We start from the raw sequence: 16,624 nt of genomic DNA, 5'->3' as shown, positions 1-16,624 counted from the left end.
ATCTACAACCTTGGTATCCACGAATATACTTCTAAGACAAATGTTTTTAAAGTAGATAGCATAAATGGAAGCAATATAACAATTAGTATTACTACTGATAATATTTTTGGGACAAATGTCAAAGTTTGTTCTGAAATCGATGTTGCAGCCTGAAAAATTGAAATAATCAATCCAACTATTAATGAGACAATTAATAGAGGACCTACTATTAACAAAACGTTATAAAACGCTTCACGAACAATATGAATAATAAACTGGTCTGTCATACTATTCTCACTTTATAATGCTTTTCATTAATGAATCAACAACTAAATACCAACCATCAACTAAGACAAATATTAGAACTTTAACGGGTAATGAAATAAGCTGTGGCGGAAGAAGAAACATACCCAGCGACATTAAAGTTGATGCAATTATCATATCAAGAACTAAAAATGGAATAAATATCAGAAACCCTATTTGGAAGGCAATTCTCAATTCGCTTAATGAATAAGCTGGAATAATTGCCCAAATTGAGACGTCGTCAATTGTATTCGGTTTATCTCCTCCACTAAGTTTGATAAATAATCCAAGATCTTCTTCCCGCGTATGTTTTAACATAAATTCCCTGAAAGGTTGTATCATATTATTCACTGCTTGTTCTTGGTTAATCTCTTCTCTCAGATATGGTTGTAATCCTTTTTGATTTGCTTCATTTAACACGGGTTGCATAACAAAAAAAGTAAGAAATAGGGCTAAACTTGTTAGCAATTGGTTTGGTGGTTGGGTCTGAGTGCCAAGTGCTTGCCGTAAGAAATGAAAAACAACAATTATTCGTGTAAAAGAAGTCATCATAACCAATATTGATGGAGCAAGTGTCAATATTGTCATTACAACAAGGATTTGAAGTGTAAGTACTAAATCATCCTTGCCATCTGCCATATCAACATTTATTGATAATTTAGGTATGGCAATAGTGTTTTTGGGTGGAATTTCTTCCTGCCTTTGGGCTAATAAATTGCAATTTATTAGCAATAACAATATTGCTGTTAATATATATACTGAAATTTTCATTATCAATCATATTTTTCTTATTCAATTGCAATGAAAATGCCACATTATAAAAATATGGATTATTTTTTTTGTAAGCTATTGAAATAAAATAGGATAATTTAAATAAGAAAAATGTTTATGTTTCTCTGAATCATTATTTATTGCTCAAATAAATACTATTGAACAATATTAGCCTATAATCCAATAAAGATAAAACCGAGAACAACTTTAAACAAATACGCAGAAATAGTTGCTACTAATACACTTAAAATTGATGAAAAAACTACTACTTTTGTCCCAAATTCTTTTAGAATTACAACGAACGTTGTCAAACAAGGAAAATAAAAAGTAACAAAAATAATGAAAGAAACAACCTGAATGATATTAAGTGGTAACTCGCCAATAAAGTTCACACCAAGAGCTTGATTTGCCATCACTAATATTAATTCTTTACGCAGAAATCCAAAAATTAGAGTAGAACCAAGCTGTTCAGGAAGCCCTAAAATAGTAGTCAAAATTGGCTCAAACAAAATATTCAAATATTCTGCAAAATGAAAATATTCAAACCAACTCAAAACAATGCTGCCAAGAAGAAGGAAAATTGATGCTTCTTTCAAAAAATCTTTTGTTCTAAGCCAAGTTGCTTTCATCGAACCACGGACTGATGGACGCTGTAATCTTGGAATATCTAATATCAAACCGGTAGGTTTAGTCAGGAATTTTGACATAATTTTTCCGTGTAGTGCCAGTACAAAAATAACATAGGCAAATACAACAACCGCCCAGAATGGTCCAGTAAATGCTGCTGCCAATGCAAAAATAACTGCTATTCTTGCCGAACAGGGTACAAAAGGAATTAGTACAGCGGTAATCATTCTATCTCGTGGGTTTTCTATCATTCTTGTAGCATAAATGGCAGGAACAGAGCAGCCAAATCCAAGTATTATTGGTACTACTGATTTCCCGTGCAAGCCAATTTTATGCATAAGACCATCAATTAAAAAAGCAACACGTGAAAGATAACCTGTTTCTTCGAAAATTGCTGTTAAAAGAACAAGTGGAATAAAATATGGGAGGACAATTCCAACTATTCCAATAAACCCTTGCACCGCACCGTGCAAAGAAATATATAAAAATAGATTTACATTTCTTAACTTTTCAACTTCATCTGTGAGTAAACTAAGAGGGAATTCGGCTAAGCTAGCTAAAAATTCACCAACAATGAATATCAAAAAGAAATAGAGAAAGAAAAATGCAGTAAGGAAAAAATAACCATAGATCGGGTGCAGAAGTAAATTATCTATCTTGCTTATTAATGGTGTTTTCCTTGTTGGCTTGATTAAACAAACTTGTTCAGAAATTTTCATCGCTAAATGGTGTCTTTCGTATGATATGCATTCGAAACCATCCATATTGTGCTCTTTTTGCAAATTATCAAGTACTTCTTTTTGGATATTTTCAACGTGTTCAATTATTGTTTTTGATAATATATTTGGATTTTCAATTGCTTTTATCGCATAAAAACGTGAAGAAACTTCATTGCCATTAATATGATTTTTAATTTCTTTTTCAACTATTATTATTTTTTCTTCTAAATGATGAGTAAATTTAAAAAACGTTTGTTTGTGTTTTGCGTTGTTAAATAGTAAATTTTTGATTTCATCTAATAATTGCTTAGCACCTTTGCCGTATAAAGCTTGTGTTGGGACAACTGGCAAGTTCAATAATCTGGACAGTTTTTCTGCATCAATTATATGCCCCTGACTATTAGCAACATCTTCCAAATTCAAAGCAACTATCATTGGAATACCGAGTTCTAAAAGTTCAATTGTAAGTTCTAAACTTCTTGTTAGCATAGAAGCATCAACAACATTAATTATCAGGTCAATTCTCTGATGAAGCAAAAATTTTACAGTTATTTCTTCTGCTGGATGGATATAATTTAAAGAAAATAGTCCAGGCAAATCGATTAATCTTAATGTATCGCCATAAAGATTGACATCTGTCGAATTTACTTCTACCGTTGGGCCTGAACTTAATACCTTTATATCGGAAAGAACTTTGAAAAGAGTGCTTTTCCCTGAGTTAGGTTGCCCTATTAGGACTGCTTTATATACTTTATTCATTCTAAAACTCTACAAAAATTTTATCAGCTAAACCTCTACCAATCGCAACTTTTGAATTGCTGTTGGATTTGTTCAATATTAAGACTGGACCCCACTTTGCCCAATTCTGCTTAACAATAATATCATTAATATGAATACCCAAAATTGCTAAATGTTGGCGTATATCTTTTCCAGCTTGAACATCAATAACTTTCAAATTCCTTTCTGCTGGTGCTTCTATTAAACTAACTTTTGCCATAAAATAACAAATTCAACAATTAGGAAAAACTAAATTACAAAATAGTATTAACTAATCAAAATAATATAATAAAAATCTATAAATATCTTCTATCAAAGGAACAATAGATGAAAGAAACAATGAACTCAAAAAGAATTAGAAAGCTTAATAATAAACCTCTAATCAACGGTGAAGTAATCTACTGGATGAGTAGAGATCAGAGAGTCGAAGATAATTGGGCACTGATTTATGCACACAAATTAGCAAATGAAAATGGAAGAAAATTAAAAGTTATTTTTACACTTGATTTCTCATATCCTTTGGCTAATTATAGAAGCTTTTCATTTATGTTAGAGGGACTTAAACAAATTCAAGAAAGATTATATGAGCTAAATATTTCTTTCGAACTATTAATTGGTAATCCGATTGAAAAATTAATTGATTATTATAAATCTAATCAAGTTGCAGCAATAGTCAATGATTTTGATCCACTGAGAATAAAACAGTATTGGAAAAAGGAAATCGCAAAAGCAATTGACTGTGCTTTTTTTGAAGTTGATGCACATAACATCGTCCCAGTTTTTTATGCTTCGGATAAACAGGAATTTACTGCTTACACAATACGATCTAAATTACATAAATTGCTAAACGAATTTCTTGAAGAATTTCCCAGAATAACTTATTTCAGTCAAAACGGATACATTAATAAAATTGATTATTTTCAAGATATTGACGATTATTTGAAAAAAGTTGATTTCATTAATCCTACCCAATTTAAACCTGGAACCAAAGAAGCATTCAGTGTTTTAAACGATTTTATCGAAAATAAGTTAAAATATTATTCAGAAAAGCGAAACGACCCTTCTTATAATTATCAGTCCAATCTATCGCCTTACTTGCATTTTGGACATATTTCTGCACAAAGAGTTTTTCTCGAAATAATGTCGAAAGATGGGGTAGAGGAATATTCAAAGGAGTTTATCGAAGAGTTATTCATAAGACGTGAGCTTTCCGATAACTTTTGCTTGTTCAACTCAAACTACGATAATTTTGACGGTTTTCCAGATTGGGCAAAAGATACACTTAACAACCATCGAGTAGATAAAAGGGACTACATTTATTCAATTGAAGAGTTCGAAACTGCTAATACACACGATATATATTGGAATGCAGCACAAAAAGAAATGCTTTACACTGGTAAAATGCATGGCTATATGCGAATGTATTGGTGTAAAAAAATTCTTGAGTGGACTATCAGTCCAGAGGAAGCACAGCAAATAGCCGTTTTCTTAAATGATAAATATTCAATTGATGGACGTGACCCTAATAGTTACGCTGGTATTGCCTGGTCGATTGGTGGTGTTCACGATAGACCTTGGGCTGAAAGACCTATTTTTGGTAAAATTAGATATATGAATGATAAAGGATTAGTTAGGAAATATAACATACAATCTTATGTTGAAAAATGGGCATAAATTTAATAGATTTTGATTTTCCAATTAACATTTTCATTCTCAGAGGATATAATCAAGCATTTGGCATTTTGAAGCAGTCCATAATTGAGAGAGTACTGGTAATGTTTAGTCGAGAAATTTAACGCTTCACCATATATTTTTATTCGAATGTATCTATAATCGCAAATAACGTATTCTTCTTTATTGAAAACTTCAACTCCTGGGAAAAAATGAAGTAAGATTTTTTTGTTTCCTTTTTGCTTACAATAGTCATTAAACTCAATAATTTCATCCTCAAATGTAATTATTCTTTTACAGGGATAATTGAAAGCGTAATGCTCCGCAATAATTAATTTATCAGAGAATTTTAATATTTTTCCTTTTGCGAGGTGCTTTTCAATCCAGAATAAATCATCTTTTGAATTTTCAGAAAAAATGTTTTGTTCGAAACCTTCATATGTAATTGTATTATGAGAACAAATAGAACGGTAAAGATTTCGAATTTTTGGGAAAGGTGTATAGCAGTAAGTCCCAGTGTTAACAATAATAGGCATGTTATCAACGAAAAGTTCAAACGATAAGCAATCGCTATGATTGTGCCCACCTTTGCCTTTTTGTCCAAGTTTGCCAATTGAAAAAACTAAATGATACTTTTTATTCCAAACTGAACAAATACCTGATTTTTCAAATAATTTGCCTTTATATATTTCATCTGAATTTTTGTTTTCAAGATACTTATTAATCGGAACAATGATGTCATAAATCGTATTGATATTATATTCAATATTTGATTTATTTCTTAAAATTTTGCCAACATAAAATTCATTATACCTTTCGAAAATTTTATTACCTATAACGTCAGAAAAAAATCCGGCAAACAAACTGATTATATTCCAGGGATTATTTGCATTATGAAACAAGAAATCAATTGTGTTAACTTTCTTAGGCAAATATTTTACATATAAAGGTGTCAGATGTATAAAATATCCGCCATCATTATCGCCAAATTGAGAGAAATAATGGCTTTTTGTTGAGTTGAATAGCAAAAATTCAAAAATACGAAATAGTTGAAGTAGTAATTTATCGTCTATAACTATTCTATCGCCTGATAATTTAATATGCTTATTTCGAAAATTATTGAAGAGTTTGAATCTTGGTTTAGGTATGCTTAAAGCAGAAAAAATGGCATAGAATACCATTTCAGAACAGAATCTATGATATGGCATTGAGCCTTCAAAATTACCACCATCATTGTAGAACTGATAAAAAATTTCATTTATTAATTTATTCAAAGAATTTGCAAAAAGCTTTTGAGTATACTCATTAGTTGGCAGATATGTAGAAATAATCAAAAGCGAGGAAATGCAAGCAAGATAATGATTGCCCCGTAATCCAGAATTCCACTCTGGATTTTCTTGAACAAATTCTATATGTTCAAACAACACATCCAAAAGTATTTTTTCGAAATTTTCATCAAATTTTGCTCCTACTTGTTTAAAAAAACTATATGCAAGTAATATATTAACCGATCTTATTGCAGCATCCATAGGAGAAACCCATTGTACTCCAAATTTAGGTGGATTTGAAATACGGAAATCAATTATTATGTTTTTAAAAACATTTGAGTAATGCTTAGCTCTTTCAGTGTTTCCTAAATTGTTAAATAAATAATATGCATAAGACAAAGTTATTAAATATTGCATACGTCCAAGTTCCCAAGGAACTTTTATATCTGCGCCTTTGACATTACCGTAAATAATTTTATTGGAAGTCGATGATACATTCCAATGATAATTACTTTTGAAATCAACTTGCCAATCAATAAATTTATACTTTTTATCAATTTGAGTTAATAATGAAAAAGCGAATTTCCTATTTTCTTTATTTGGGAAAGAATTTACTAAATCAATGATTTCTTGCTGATTTTCTTCTGTTTCGTTAATGTTTGATTTATTATCATTATTTTCTAAACTAACAGTTTTAATTCCACTGCCAAGCAAGTCGAATTTGTTTTCTGAAATAAGTGCTGCAACAGTTTTAATTTGCTCGGGAAAGTGTTGTATATTTTCAATCGGAGGCAATGGAATGGTATGATAATTAATGCTTTTGAACCATTCAGGAGCTGATAAATATGTTGCTTTCTTTTTGTTTAAATAATTTGTAATTGGCGAATAAAAATATTTTAATACTTTCTGTGAAAGTTTTCTAAAAGCAATTAATGGAGAAATACGAACTATTTTAATAATTTTGCTCAACTTGAGATGATTTTTTTTAATAAGCAAACGATAAGTTTATAAATTATTGTATAACTCAATTGACTTTTTGATTTTCCATAGTATTTCTATTGCATCAGAATCATTTTTCAAAATTGCTTCAAGAATTAATCTTGTTTTAGTTTGTTTCAAGTTTATATTATTCAAAGTATTAATAAACTCAACAAGATGCAAGAAAATGTTATTATAATAATATTCATCAGAAGTATCGGGAAACTCAGCAATTAATTTTTTATTTTTTAGAATTATCTTAGTAAAACCAGTATTTAGAGAAGCAATTCTCAATCGAACGGCAAATATTAAATTTATAGCTTCTTTTGGTAGTTTTCCATATTTATCAATGATTTCTTTTGTTAAATCTTCAAGTTCTTTATTTGTAGTGCAGTTATATAATAATTTATAATAATTAAATCTATCGGTGGAATTTTCAATATAATAATCAGGGAAGAAGGCATCTCTATCGATTTCAATTGCGATGTCTTTCTCTAATGACTTTGGTAAATGCTGAATATCTTTAAATAATTCGGGATATTCTTCAGTTCTTAATTCATAAACAGCTTCATCTAATATTTTTTGGTATAATTCAAATCCAATATCAACAATAAATCCGCTTTGTTCTGCTCCTAATAAATTGCCTGCGCCACGAATTTCAAGGTCTCGCATAGCAAGACGCAAACCACTACCTAATTCCGTGAATTCTTCAATAGCTTGTAGTCGTTGAATAGACTGCTTTTTCAAGATCTTGAAATTAGGAACTACAAGAAAGCAATAAGCCTGTGTGTTGGAACGACCTACGCGACCACGTAGTTGATAAAGCTCGGCTAAGCCGAAATTATGAGCGTTATTTATTATCATAGTATTTGCATTAGGGATATCAATACCAGCCTCGATTATTTTAGTAGCAAATAGAACGTTAAATTTTTTCTCAAGGAATTTTTTCATGACTGTTTCTACTTCACTTGAAGGCATTTGCCCATGTATAATTCCATATTTCATATTTGGCAATAACATTGAAATATCTGCTGATAGCTTATCAATTCCATCAATTTTATCATTAACGAAAAAAATTTGTCCACCACGATTTATTTCATTTATAATTATTTTGGACAAGAATTCAGGGTTAAATTCTATAATTTCTGTCTCAATAGATAAGCGATTTCTGGGTGGAGTTTCAATTATACTTAAATCTCTTGCTCCGAGCAACGAAAAATTCAGCGTTCGTGGTATAGGTGTAGCAGTCATTGTAAGAGTATCTACATTAACTTTTAACTGTCTTAATTTTTCTTTTGCGGCTACGCCAAACCTATGCTCCTCATCTATAATTAAAAGTCCTAAATTTTTGAATTTTACGTCTTTGCTAAGTAATCTATGAGTTCCGATAACAATGTCAATCTTTCCATTTGCAAGATTGTCAATTACTTTCTTTTGCTCATTCTTTGACTTAAAGCGTGATAGGACATCTACTTTTATTGGATACCTCGAGATTCTATCAGAAAAAGTTTGATAATGTTGCTCGGCTAAAATTGTTGTCGGTACCAATACCGCAACTTGTTTACCGGCATTGGCTGCTTTGAAAGCAGCACGAATAGCAATTTCAGTTTTCCCGAAGCCTACATCTCCACAAATTAATCTATCCATTGGATAGCTACTTTCCATATCTTTTTTTACATCAGCAGTTGCAGATGCCTGATCAGGTGTATCTTCAAAATAGAATGATGCTTCAAACTCTTGCTGCCAAATGTCGTCACCTGGAAATGGGAAGCCTTCACTGCTTTTTCTTTCTGCATATAGTTTTATTAATTCTCTTGCTATATCTTTAAGTCTGGACTTTATTTTGCTTTTTTTGCGTGTCCATTCAGTTGAACCTAATTTTGTGAGTTTTGGGATAACCCCTTCGCTTGAAGTATATTTTTGTATCTTGTGAATATAATTTAAATGAACATATAATAAATCTCCATCAGCAAAAATAATTCTTATAGCATCTTGTTTATTGTCACCAATCTCAATAGTTTGAAATCCATCAAATTTTCCAATACCTTTATCTGTGTGGACAACATAGTCGCCGATTTGAAGCTGTCGTAGTTCTTTCAGGGTTATTCCTTGGTGCTTTTTTGTTCTTTTTGTTGGAGTAATTCGTTGACGATTAAAAATTTGATGTTCTGTAAAATAAGCAAATCGCTCTTCTTCAATAATAAAGCCTGAGGATAATGAGTAATTTTGCCAAACAATATTTTTTTGAAAATTGTCGAAAATAATATCATCGTTAAATGATAATTCGAGCAATTCTTTTAATCTGTTAAGATGAATGTCCCCATTTGCAGCAATAACAATATCGAATTTCTGACTAACAAGATTTATCAGTTCTTCTTTAAAATGAGCAATATGTGAGTTATAATTAGGTTGTGGATTGATGGTTATGTTAAAGTTGGCATTACCTAATGGATTTAATACAATTGAATTAAAAGAGGCGACTTTATCTATTAGCTTTTCATCGATTTCAAAATAATCAAACACTAATACAGTTTTATCGTCAAAATATTCAAGAATATCTCCAGAAAAGTTATTTGTCGAATCAAAAGTGCTGTTAATGAAAGTTACTTCATCTAAGTTTTTTATACTACGTTGAGATATCGGTTCAAATTCTCTAATATTTTCAATTTCATCATCCCAAATCTCAAGCCTAATTGGATTGTCAAAAGCAATAGGGAAGACATCGATTATATTCCCTCTTATTGATACTTCGCCTTGTTGAGAAACAAAGGGTTCCTTTTGAAAACCATTTAGCAACAAATTTTGTGTAAATGGGATATAATCAATTTTTAAACCTTTTTTCAATGTGATTTTTTTATCGTAAATCTCATTTATTTTGGGCAGTTTCTGAGTGAAAATCTCTTTATTTAAAATAATAATTCCAGAATTGTTTTCAGCAAATCTATTTAATCCTTCAATGATATAGGAGAGATTAATGTTTAATTCTTTTTCAATGGTTTTCTGTTTTGATTCTTTGATAATAGAAATATATTTTTCATCTATTAGTTGTATTAAATCATCATACCATGATTCTGCATCTAAATTATTATCGCAAAGAACAACGTATTTCCATTTGCATTTTGAACAAATAGTGGCTAAAAATACACTTTTTGCTGATGAAATTAGGTTTTTAACACTTATCTTAAAATTCTGATTTGAATTGATAACATTGTAGATTTCGCGAATAAACCGGTATAATGAAAATTTCGATATCAACAAAGCTTCTTTTTCAATTAAACTATTCATAATAAAATTTGTTACTAATCTTGAAATTTAATATGTTAATATCTTGATTAAATTTAGTAATAAGTGAATTAAAAGTGTTTATATTATTGACAATTTCTTGTTTTTTTTCAACTAATTTGTCAATTTTATCCTGAATGTTTGCTTTCTGATTAACCAAATCTTTAAGTATTTTATTAATTTTCTGAAAACTGCCTTGGTCTTTCTTGATTTTTAAATATACAATTATTCTATTAAGTGCCACAATTCCAGCAAGAATTACAATGAATAATGAAAAGAAAAAATCAATATTAATGAATTTAACAATGTCGTTTACCAATACAAAAAAAATGACAAAAATTGGTAGCAATATATAAATTAGCTTTGAATCATGTTTATATTTTTCCAGTAACGCCTCAATCTCAGCAATCTCTTTGTTGATAACAAACAAGTTGGCTTCCAGTTGAGAATGTTGTGATTTTATCTCAGTCTCTTTGTTATATAAGTCGGTTATATTATTTGTCAACATTTCTAGTTCATTTGATAAGGTTAAAAATTCTTTTTGTATTTGTTCAAGATATTTTTCCCACGCCTCGCGGATCTTAGAGTCGGTTTTTGCAAATAATTCCGTACTGCAACAATTTTCAAGAGACAACACTATTTGAGATATTTTACTATCAACGAAGTATAGACCATTTTTTTCTTCAAAAAATACAGGGTATTTATCAATTATCTTTCTTACAATTGGGGCATCATCACCAAAAACATATTGGATTGCAAAAAATTTATCAAAGCATCTGAAAAATGAAAGCATTCTTAAAAAACGACGTTCCGATAATTCAAAGTTCTTAAATAATGAATAAAAAGTATTATATAATTCAGCAATAATTTCTAAAGATTTTGCTGTATTGGGAGTTTCATTCTTTATGTTATTGACAATAAAAGTTCTTATTTCATCTTTTACTTTAATTCTATTGTTAGATGTTTTTTCACAGAATTCATTAGTATTTGATAAAAAACAATAAGCATCTTCGATGCAATCACTAATAAGAGGGAGAAATTCAAGTGTTTCAAAATCAAAGCTATCAAAGAAAGCAACTGATAATAAGCAATCTTTTTGTTTTTCTGTTAGGTAATTAAAAGCACGTTGAACGACAATGCTTTCAATTTGAGAGTAGTCTGAAACTTCTCCATCACCTAATAGCACTGCTTCTGAGATTAAACTTAATATAAAAGGATTACCTTTTGAATACGAGTATACAAAATCAATACTATCACGTATATCTATGTTTTTTTGAAAGAAGAAATCTAACACATCTTCTTTTGTAAGTGGAGATAATTTAAAATGATATTGATTAAAGTCATTAGATACTTGAAATTGACAAGACTCTCTACTTGCCAAAATAAATGTAAGATTTATATAATCACAAAATTTAAAAATTGAGAAATTTGGCAGATTTTTAGAAGGTTCAGAAATTTGTTTATCGAGTATTTTTGGTAAGTAAAAGAATAACCAATGATTTATTGTTCCCGCTGCGTTGTCATAATTGTCAATAATAAAAACAAAGTCCTTTTTCTCAGTATTCTCTAAATCTATATGTTTATTAAACAAGTCAAGAATAAATGATTTGGAAGTAAGTTCGAAAGAATTAAGCAAAAATTGGTAATCATCAGCAAGTAATTCTCTTTCAGAACTTAATATTTCAACAAATCTATTTTCTTTTTTTGATTCACATATAAATGCAGGAATATTTTGCAGTTTAAACTTTTCCCGAATAGCTTTGTAAATTATGGAATTGTTAGTTTGATAATGATTTAATAGTTTGTGAAACTTGTTTCTTAGTGCAAATGTTTCGTCAGGATCGAAAGACGAAATATTCAGACAAGACATTGCCAAAGTATAAACAAATTCGTGTAAATATTCAATTTGTTTGCTGTGTTGATACTCATATACTATTGTTTTTTGATTGTTTTTAATTATTAGATTCTTTAATTCATTTAATAAATAAGATTTACCACTACCGAAGGTTCCATTAATAAATATTATTTTATTTTTTTCTTGTTCTGAGCTAATGATTTCAATAATATTATTTACTGTTTCAAACATAATTAAATCAAAAATATAAAATTACATTAATTAATATGATAAATTATGAAATGATAATCGTAATTTCTTTTATTAAAAAATAATTTAAAATATTATTTGATAAAAATAGTTCTTTCTAACTCTGCTATTTCTTTTAAATATTTACCGATTGGGAAGTTCTTTTTATATAACTGAATTGTGCTCTTAGCATCATCAATTTTTTCCATTTCCAACAAAACTTGAACCTTGCCTAAAAAGGATGGTTCATAATACTCAGTATCATTGAAATCCTTTATAACAGAATTATAATAAATTAATGCAGAATGTGGACTGTCAAGTTTTCGATACAATCCAGCTGTGAAAAAATCTCTATATGCAAGTTTATTTCTAAGTTCACTTATCTTTTTACCTGCTTCTGGACTTAATGAATCGTCGGGATAAATGTATTGAAACTCTTGAAACGCTTGAATTGCTTTTTTTGTGTATTCCTGGTCACGATCGAATTTTGGAGACAATTCATAGAAGGAAAGAGCGGTTTTGTATAAACTTGCTTTTGCATAAATACTTCCAGGGTAACTTCGTCTTAACTGGTTATAATTGAATGCAGCTAAAACGAATTCTTTTCGTTTGTATGCAATTTCACCTAAATAATATTGAGCATCATCAGCCCATTCGGTTGCAGAATACTGCAATTTTATCATTTCAAATAAATTACGTGCTTCCAAATATTCTTCTTTATTAAACAATTCAACGGCTTTATTAAAAACGGCTCCAGGATCTCGACTTTCGAATTTATCTGCACTTTTACAATTGATTAGAATAATTGAAAGAAGAAAGAAATAAGCTATTAACTGTATTTTCATAATTGACTTAAAATTATACAATAAATAATACCAAATGCAAAATTATTCAATTGTTGTGCAATTTCCAATTTTTTCTTTAAATTAATTATTGTTAGTAATTAAGTTAAAGTTTATGAAAATGACATTTAAAATATTATTTATTATATCATTTTTAATGAATTTTAGTCCGTTAATAGCTAAGAAGAACTATTCTTTTGATGAATTAATAAATATTTACTTAAATGCGAAAGATACTATTAGAAGCTATAATTTTATAAATTGCTCTTATGGTATTTCTAACTTATTTTTTGATAATAAACTTCGAGAAAAATTCTCAAATAGCTATATTAGTAAAATTGAATATGGTTTTTGTAGATATAGAACATTTGATGATTTCAAGATTATATCTCATTCATCTGAATTTGCATATTTGGAGAATGTTTCCTCTCATTTCAAACCCAAAATGATAGGAAAAGGTAAATTAACTGTTGATGGATGGAACTTTGGCTTCGGATTGAATAATGGTTATGGATATGTTATTTCTAATTCATTTTTTCTTCTTTTGGAGCATATTTCTGCAATAAATTGGAATAGGATAGATTTCGAAGTTTTATCCAATGATACAAACTTGCGTTTGTTGCAAAAAAAATATGACGAAAAATACAAGTTCGGATATTTATTCTCGACTGGAATTAGTTTCAAAGCAAATAATCAAATAATTCTTGGAACTGAATATACACATAACATTGTTTTTAACAATGTTACTACAAAAGAATTTGTTAAAATGCTGTTATTTGATAATTTGTTCCAATTTTGGATTGAGTTGCTTGACCCAATTTTAAGGGAAAAATATAGAGAATATTATCCGTTAGTTAAGTTTCTTTATAAAAATTCAATTTCAATTACCTTATGGCAATTGCGAAAAACAAATGAAAGCTTCCCTTTTGGAAATCATAAAATTCCTTTAAATATAAATAAATTGTCGATTAATATTTCTTATATTTTTGAATAAATAAATTTTTGGCACAATTTCTGCGAGCAATAATAGCGAATTTAAAATGACAAGATATGCGACAAGTTGTCGCTTTTTTACGACAAAACGTCTTATGTGACAAAAATACATAATATTTTTAGGAGGTAAAATATGGGGAAAATTATTGGAATTGATTTAGGGACCACAAACTCAGTAGTAGCGGTAATGGAGGGTTCTACCCCTGTTGTAATTGCTAATGCGGAGGGTAGTAGAACAACTCCATCAGTTGTAGGATTTACAAAAACTGGGGAAAGATTAGTAGGGCAGGCAGCAAAAAGACAGGCCATTACTAATCCAAAAAATACTGTTTATTCTATTAAACGCTTTATGGGACGCAGGATAAACGAAGTTGACGAAGAAATAAAGATGGTTCCTTATACTGTAGTCCCGTCAGAAGATGGACAAACTGTCAGAGTTGATATTGAGGGTCGAAAGTATTCCGCACCTGAAATTTCTGCCATGATTTTGCAAAAAATGAAGCAAACAGCAGAAGACTATCTTGGTCAAAAAGTTGAAGAAGCGGTCATTACTGTTCCAGCTTACTTCAATGATGCTCAACGTCAAGCTACAAAAGATGCGGGTGAAATAGCAGGACTAAAAGTTCGTAGAATTATCAATGAACCAACTGCCGCTGCTTTGGCTTATGGGTTAGATAAAAAAGGTAAAAACTTAACTGTTGCAGTTTATGACCTTGGTGGAGGTACTTTCGATATTTCTATTTTGGAAATTGGAGATGGTGTTTTTGAAGTTAAATCCACCAATGGAGACACACATCTTGGTGGAGATAATTTTGACCAGAGATTAATTGATTATCTTGCTGACGAATTCCAAAAAAATGAAGGTATTGATTTAAGAAAAGACCCAATGGCATTGCAGCGCTTGCGTGAAGCCGCTGAAAAAGCTAAAATTGAACTCTCTCAAATGCTTCAAACTGACGTAAATTTACCGTTTATTACCGCAACACAAGATGGACCAAAGCATTTGAATGTTACAATAACTCGTGCAAAGTTTGAAAGTTTGTGTGCTGATTTATTTGAAAGAACTCTTGGACCAGTTGAAAAAGCATTAAAAGATGCTAAGCTTACGCCAAATCAAATTGATGAAATAATTCTGGTTGGTGGTTCAACTCGTATACCGAAAATTCAAGAACTTGTTCGCAATTTTTTTGGGAAAGAACCATCTAAAAACGTAAATCCTGATGAAGTTGTTGCTGTGGGTGCTGCAATTCAAGGTGGAGTGCTTGCTGGCGATGTAAGCGATGTATTGCTGCTTGACGTAACACCTCTGAGTTTAGGTATTGAAACACTTGGCGGGGTTATGACAGTTATGATACCGGCAAATACAACAATACCTACAAGGAAATCCGAAATTTTCTCTACAGCAACTGATAATCAAACGTCAGTAGAAATACACGTGCTTCAAGGCGAAAGACCAATGGCAGCCGATAACCGTTCACTTGGGCGCTTCCATCTTGATGGTATTCCACCTGCACCACGTGGTATTCCTCAAATTGAAGTTACTTTCGATATTGATGCAAACGGTATTTTGGGAGTTTCTGCTCGTGATAAAGCAACGGGTAAAGAACAAAATATCAGAATAGAGGCTTCTTCTGGTCTTTCTAAAGATGAAATTGAAAAAATGAAAGCCGAAGCTCAGAAAAATATGGAAGCTGACAGAAAACGTAAGGAAGAAATTGATTTGAGAAATCAAGCTGATACGTTGGTTTATTCAACTGACAAGCAATTGAAAGAAATTGGAGATAAAATTCCATCAGAACATAAGATGAAAATTGAGAATACGAAAGAAAAACTATCAAACGCAATAAAATCGAACGACATAAATGAAATCAAGAAAGCAATGGATGAACTTAATTCAGCTTGGAGCGCTGCTTCTACTGCTATGTATCAAGGTGGGACAGCACCAAACAATGCTCAATCTTCATCTGACGGCACTGCAACAAATGAAGCTAAAAAAGACAACGGAGTTGAAGAAGCTGATTTCACGGTTGTCGACGAAGATAAATAATCATATAATTATAATTGATATTTTTGCTTGGAGGCTGAATTTTTCATTTCGGCCTCTTTTTATTTTATTTTTATTAAAAATATTCTATTTTTATAAAGTATTTTTGCTCATATAGTAAATTTTTTATAGTTTTTTCCGATATTTAGTAATAATACTATATTTTCTTAATTTTATGACTGAAATCAATAATACATATCCTGAAAAAATAGTTGATGGTAAAGTATTTATTAATGTAGCAAGGAGTAAAGAAATTTTTGAAAAAAAAGGATATAGGTTTATATTTT

Annotated in this window: 11 protein-coding genes; 3 read left to right on the top strand and 8 right to left on the bottom strand. The window is 30.1% G+C overall.

Features of this window, described 5'->3' with window-relative positions; translation table 11 throughout:
• Nucleotides 1-2 precede the first annotated feature (2 nt).
• The 4 genes from fliQ to AC6QZF_RS01885 all read right to left on the bottom strand — a co-directional run bounded on the left by fliQ (nucleotide 3) and on the right by AC6QZF_RS01885 (nucleotide 3,396).
• The gene (fliQ, locus tag AC6QZF_RS01900; RefSeq protein WP_498369372.1) at nucleotides 3-266 is read right to left on the bottom strand and encodes a flagellar biosynthesis protein FliQ; all 264 of its coding nucleotides are present in this window, start codon (nucleotides 264-266) and stop codon (nucleotides 3-5) included.
• A gap of 7 nt (nucleotides 267-273) precedes the next feature.
• Nucleotides 274-1,053 carry a flagellar type III secretion system pore protein FliP gene (gene fliP / locus AC6QZF_RS01895; RefSeq protein ID WP_499798191.1) on the bottom strand — a complete coding sequence of 260 codons (780 nt, stop codon included), beginning with the start codon at nucleotides 1,051-1,053 and terminating at the stop codon, nucleotides 274-276.
• 173 nt (nucleotides 1,054-1,226) lie between these two features.
• Nucleotides 1,227-3,158 (bottom strand): ferrous iron transport protein B, encoded by a 1,932-nt coding sequence (feoB, locus tag AC6QZF_RS01890; RefSeq protein WP_499798190.1) that lies wholly within the window; start codon nucleotides 3,156-3,158, stop codon nucleotides 1,227-1,229.
• 1 nt (nucleotide 3,159) lies between these two features.
• Nucleotides 3,160-3,396, bottom strand: a complete 237-nt coding sequence (locus tag AC6QZF_RS01885; protein WP_499798189.1) for a FeoA family protein — start codon at nucleotides 3,394-3,396, stop codon at nucleotides 3,160-3,162.
• Between the two features lie 107 nt (nucleotides 3,397-3,503).
• Between AC6QZF_RS01885 and phrB the strand changes: the two genes are divergently transcribed.
• Nucleotides 3,504-4,850, top strand: a complete 1,347-nt coding sequence (gene phrB, locus AC6QZF_RS01880) for a deoxyribodipyrimidine photo-lyase (RefSeq protein WP_499798188.1) — start codon at nucleotides 3,504-3,506, stop codon at nucleotides 4,848-4,850.
• A gap of 2 nt (nucleotides 4,851-4,852) precedes the next feature.
• Here the strand turns inward: phrB and AC6QZF_RS01875 are convergent, their stop codons facing one another.
• The 4 genes from AC6QZF_RS01875 to AC6QZF_RS01860 form a co-directional block, all read right to left on the bottom strand.
• Nucleotides 4,853-7,084 carry a heparinase II/III domain-containing protein gene (locus AC6QZF_RS01875; RefSeq protein ID WP_499798187.1) on the bottom strand — a complete coding sequence of 744 codons (2,232 nt, stop codon included), beginning with the start codon at nucleotides 7,082-7,084 and terminating at the stop codon, nucleotides 4,853-4,855.
• 36 nt (nucleotides 7,085-7,120) lie between these two features.
• Nucleotides 7,121-10,378, bottom strand: coding sequence for a transcription-repair coupling factor (gene mfd, locus AC6QZF_RS01870; RefSeq protein WP_499798186.1), 3,258 nt, complete (start codon nucleotides 10,376-10,378; stop codon nucleotides 7,121-7,123).
• Nucleotides 10,371-12,461, bottom strand: coding sequence for a coiled-coil domain-containing protein (locus tag AC6QZF_RS01865; RefSeq protein ID WP_499798185.1), 2,091 nt, complete (start codon nucleotides 12,459-12,461; stop codon nucleotides 10,371-10,373). Before AC6QZF_RS01865 ends, mfd begins: the two co-directional genes overlap by 8 nt.
• A 92-nt stretch (nucleotides 12,462-12,553) precedes the next feature.
• Nucleotides 12,554-13,303, bottom strand: coding sequence for an outer membrane protein assembly factor BamD (locus AC6QZF_RS01860; protein ID WP_499798184.1), 750 nt, complete (start codon nucleotides 13,301-13,303; stop codon nucleotides 12,554-12,556).
• Nucleotides 13,304-13,457: 154 nt separating this feature from the next.
• Here AC6QZF_RS01860 and AC6QZF_RS01855 point away from each other — a divergent pair, with 154 nt between their 5' ends.
• Nucleotides 13,458-14,294: a hypothetical protein gene (locus AC6QZF_RS01855; protein WP_499798183.1), complete on the top strand. Its 837-nt coding sequence runs from the start codon at nucleotides 13,458-13,460 to the stop codon at nucleotides 14,292-14,294.
• A 132-nt stretch (nucleotides 14,295-14,426) separates the two neighbouring features.
• Entirely contained in the window at nucleotides 14,427-16,340 is a 1,914-nt protein-coding gene (gene dnaK, locus AC6QZF_RS01850; protein WP_499798182.1) for a molecular chaperone DnaK, read from the top strand.
• Nucleotides 16,341-16,624 lie beyond the last annotated feature (284 nt).

Source organism: Eximiradius sp., assembly GCA_937127445.1.
Classification (GTDB): Bacteria; Bacteroidota; Ignavibacteria; order Kapaibacteriales; family UBA2268; genus JAKIZO01.
This window is presented reverse-complemented; position numbering and strand designations above follow the sequence as displayed.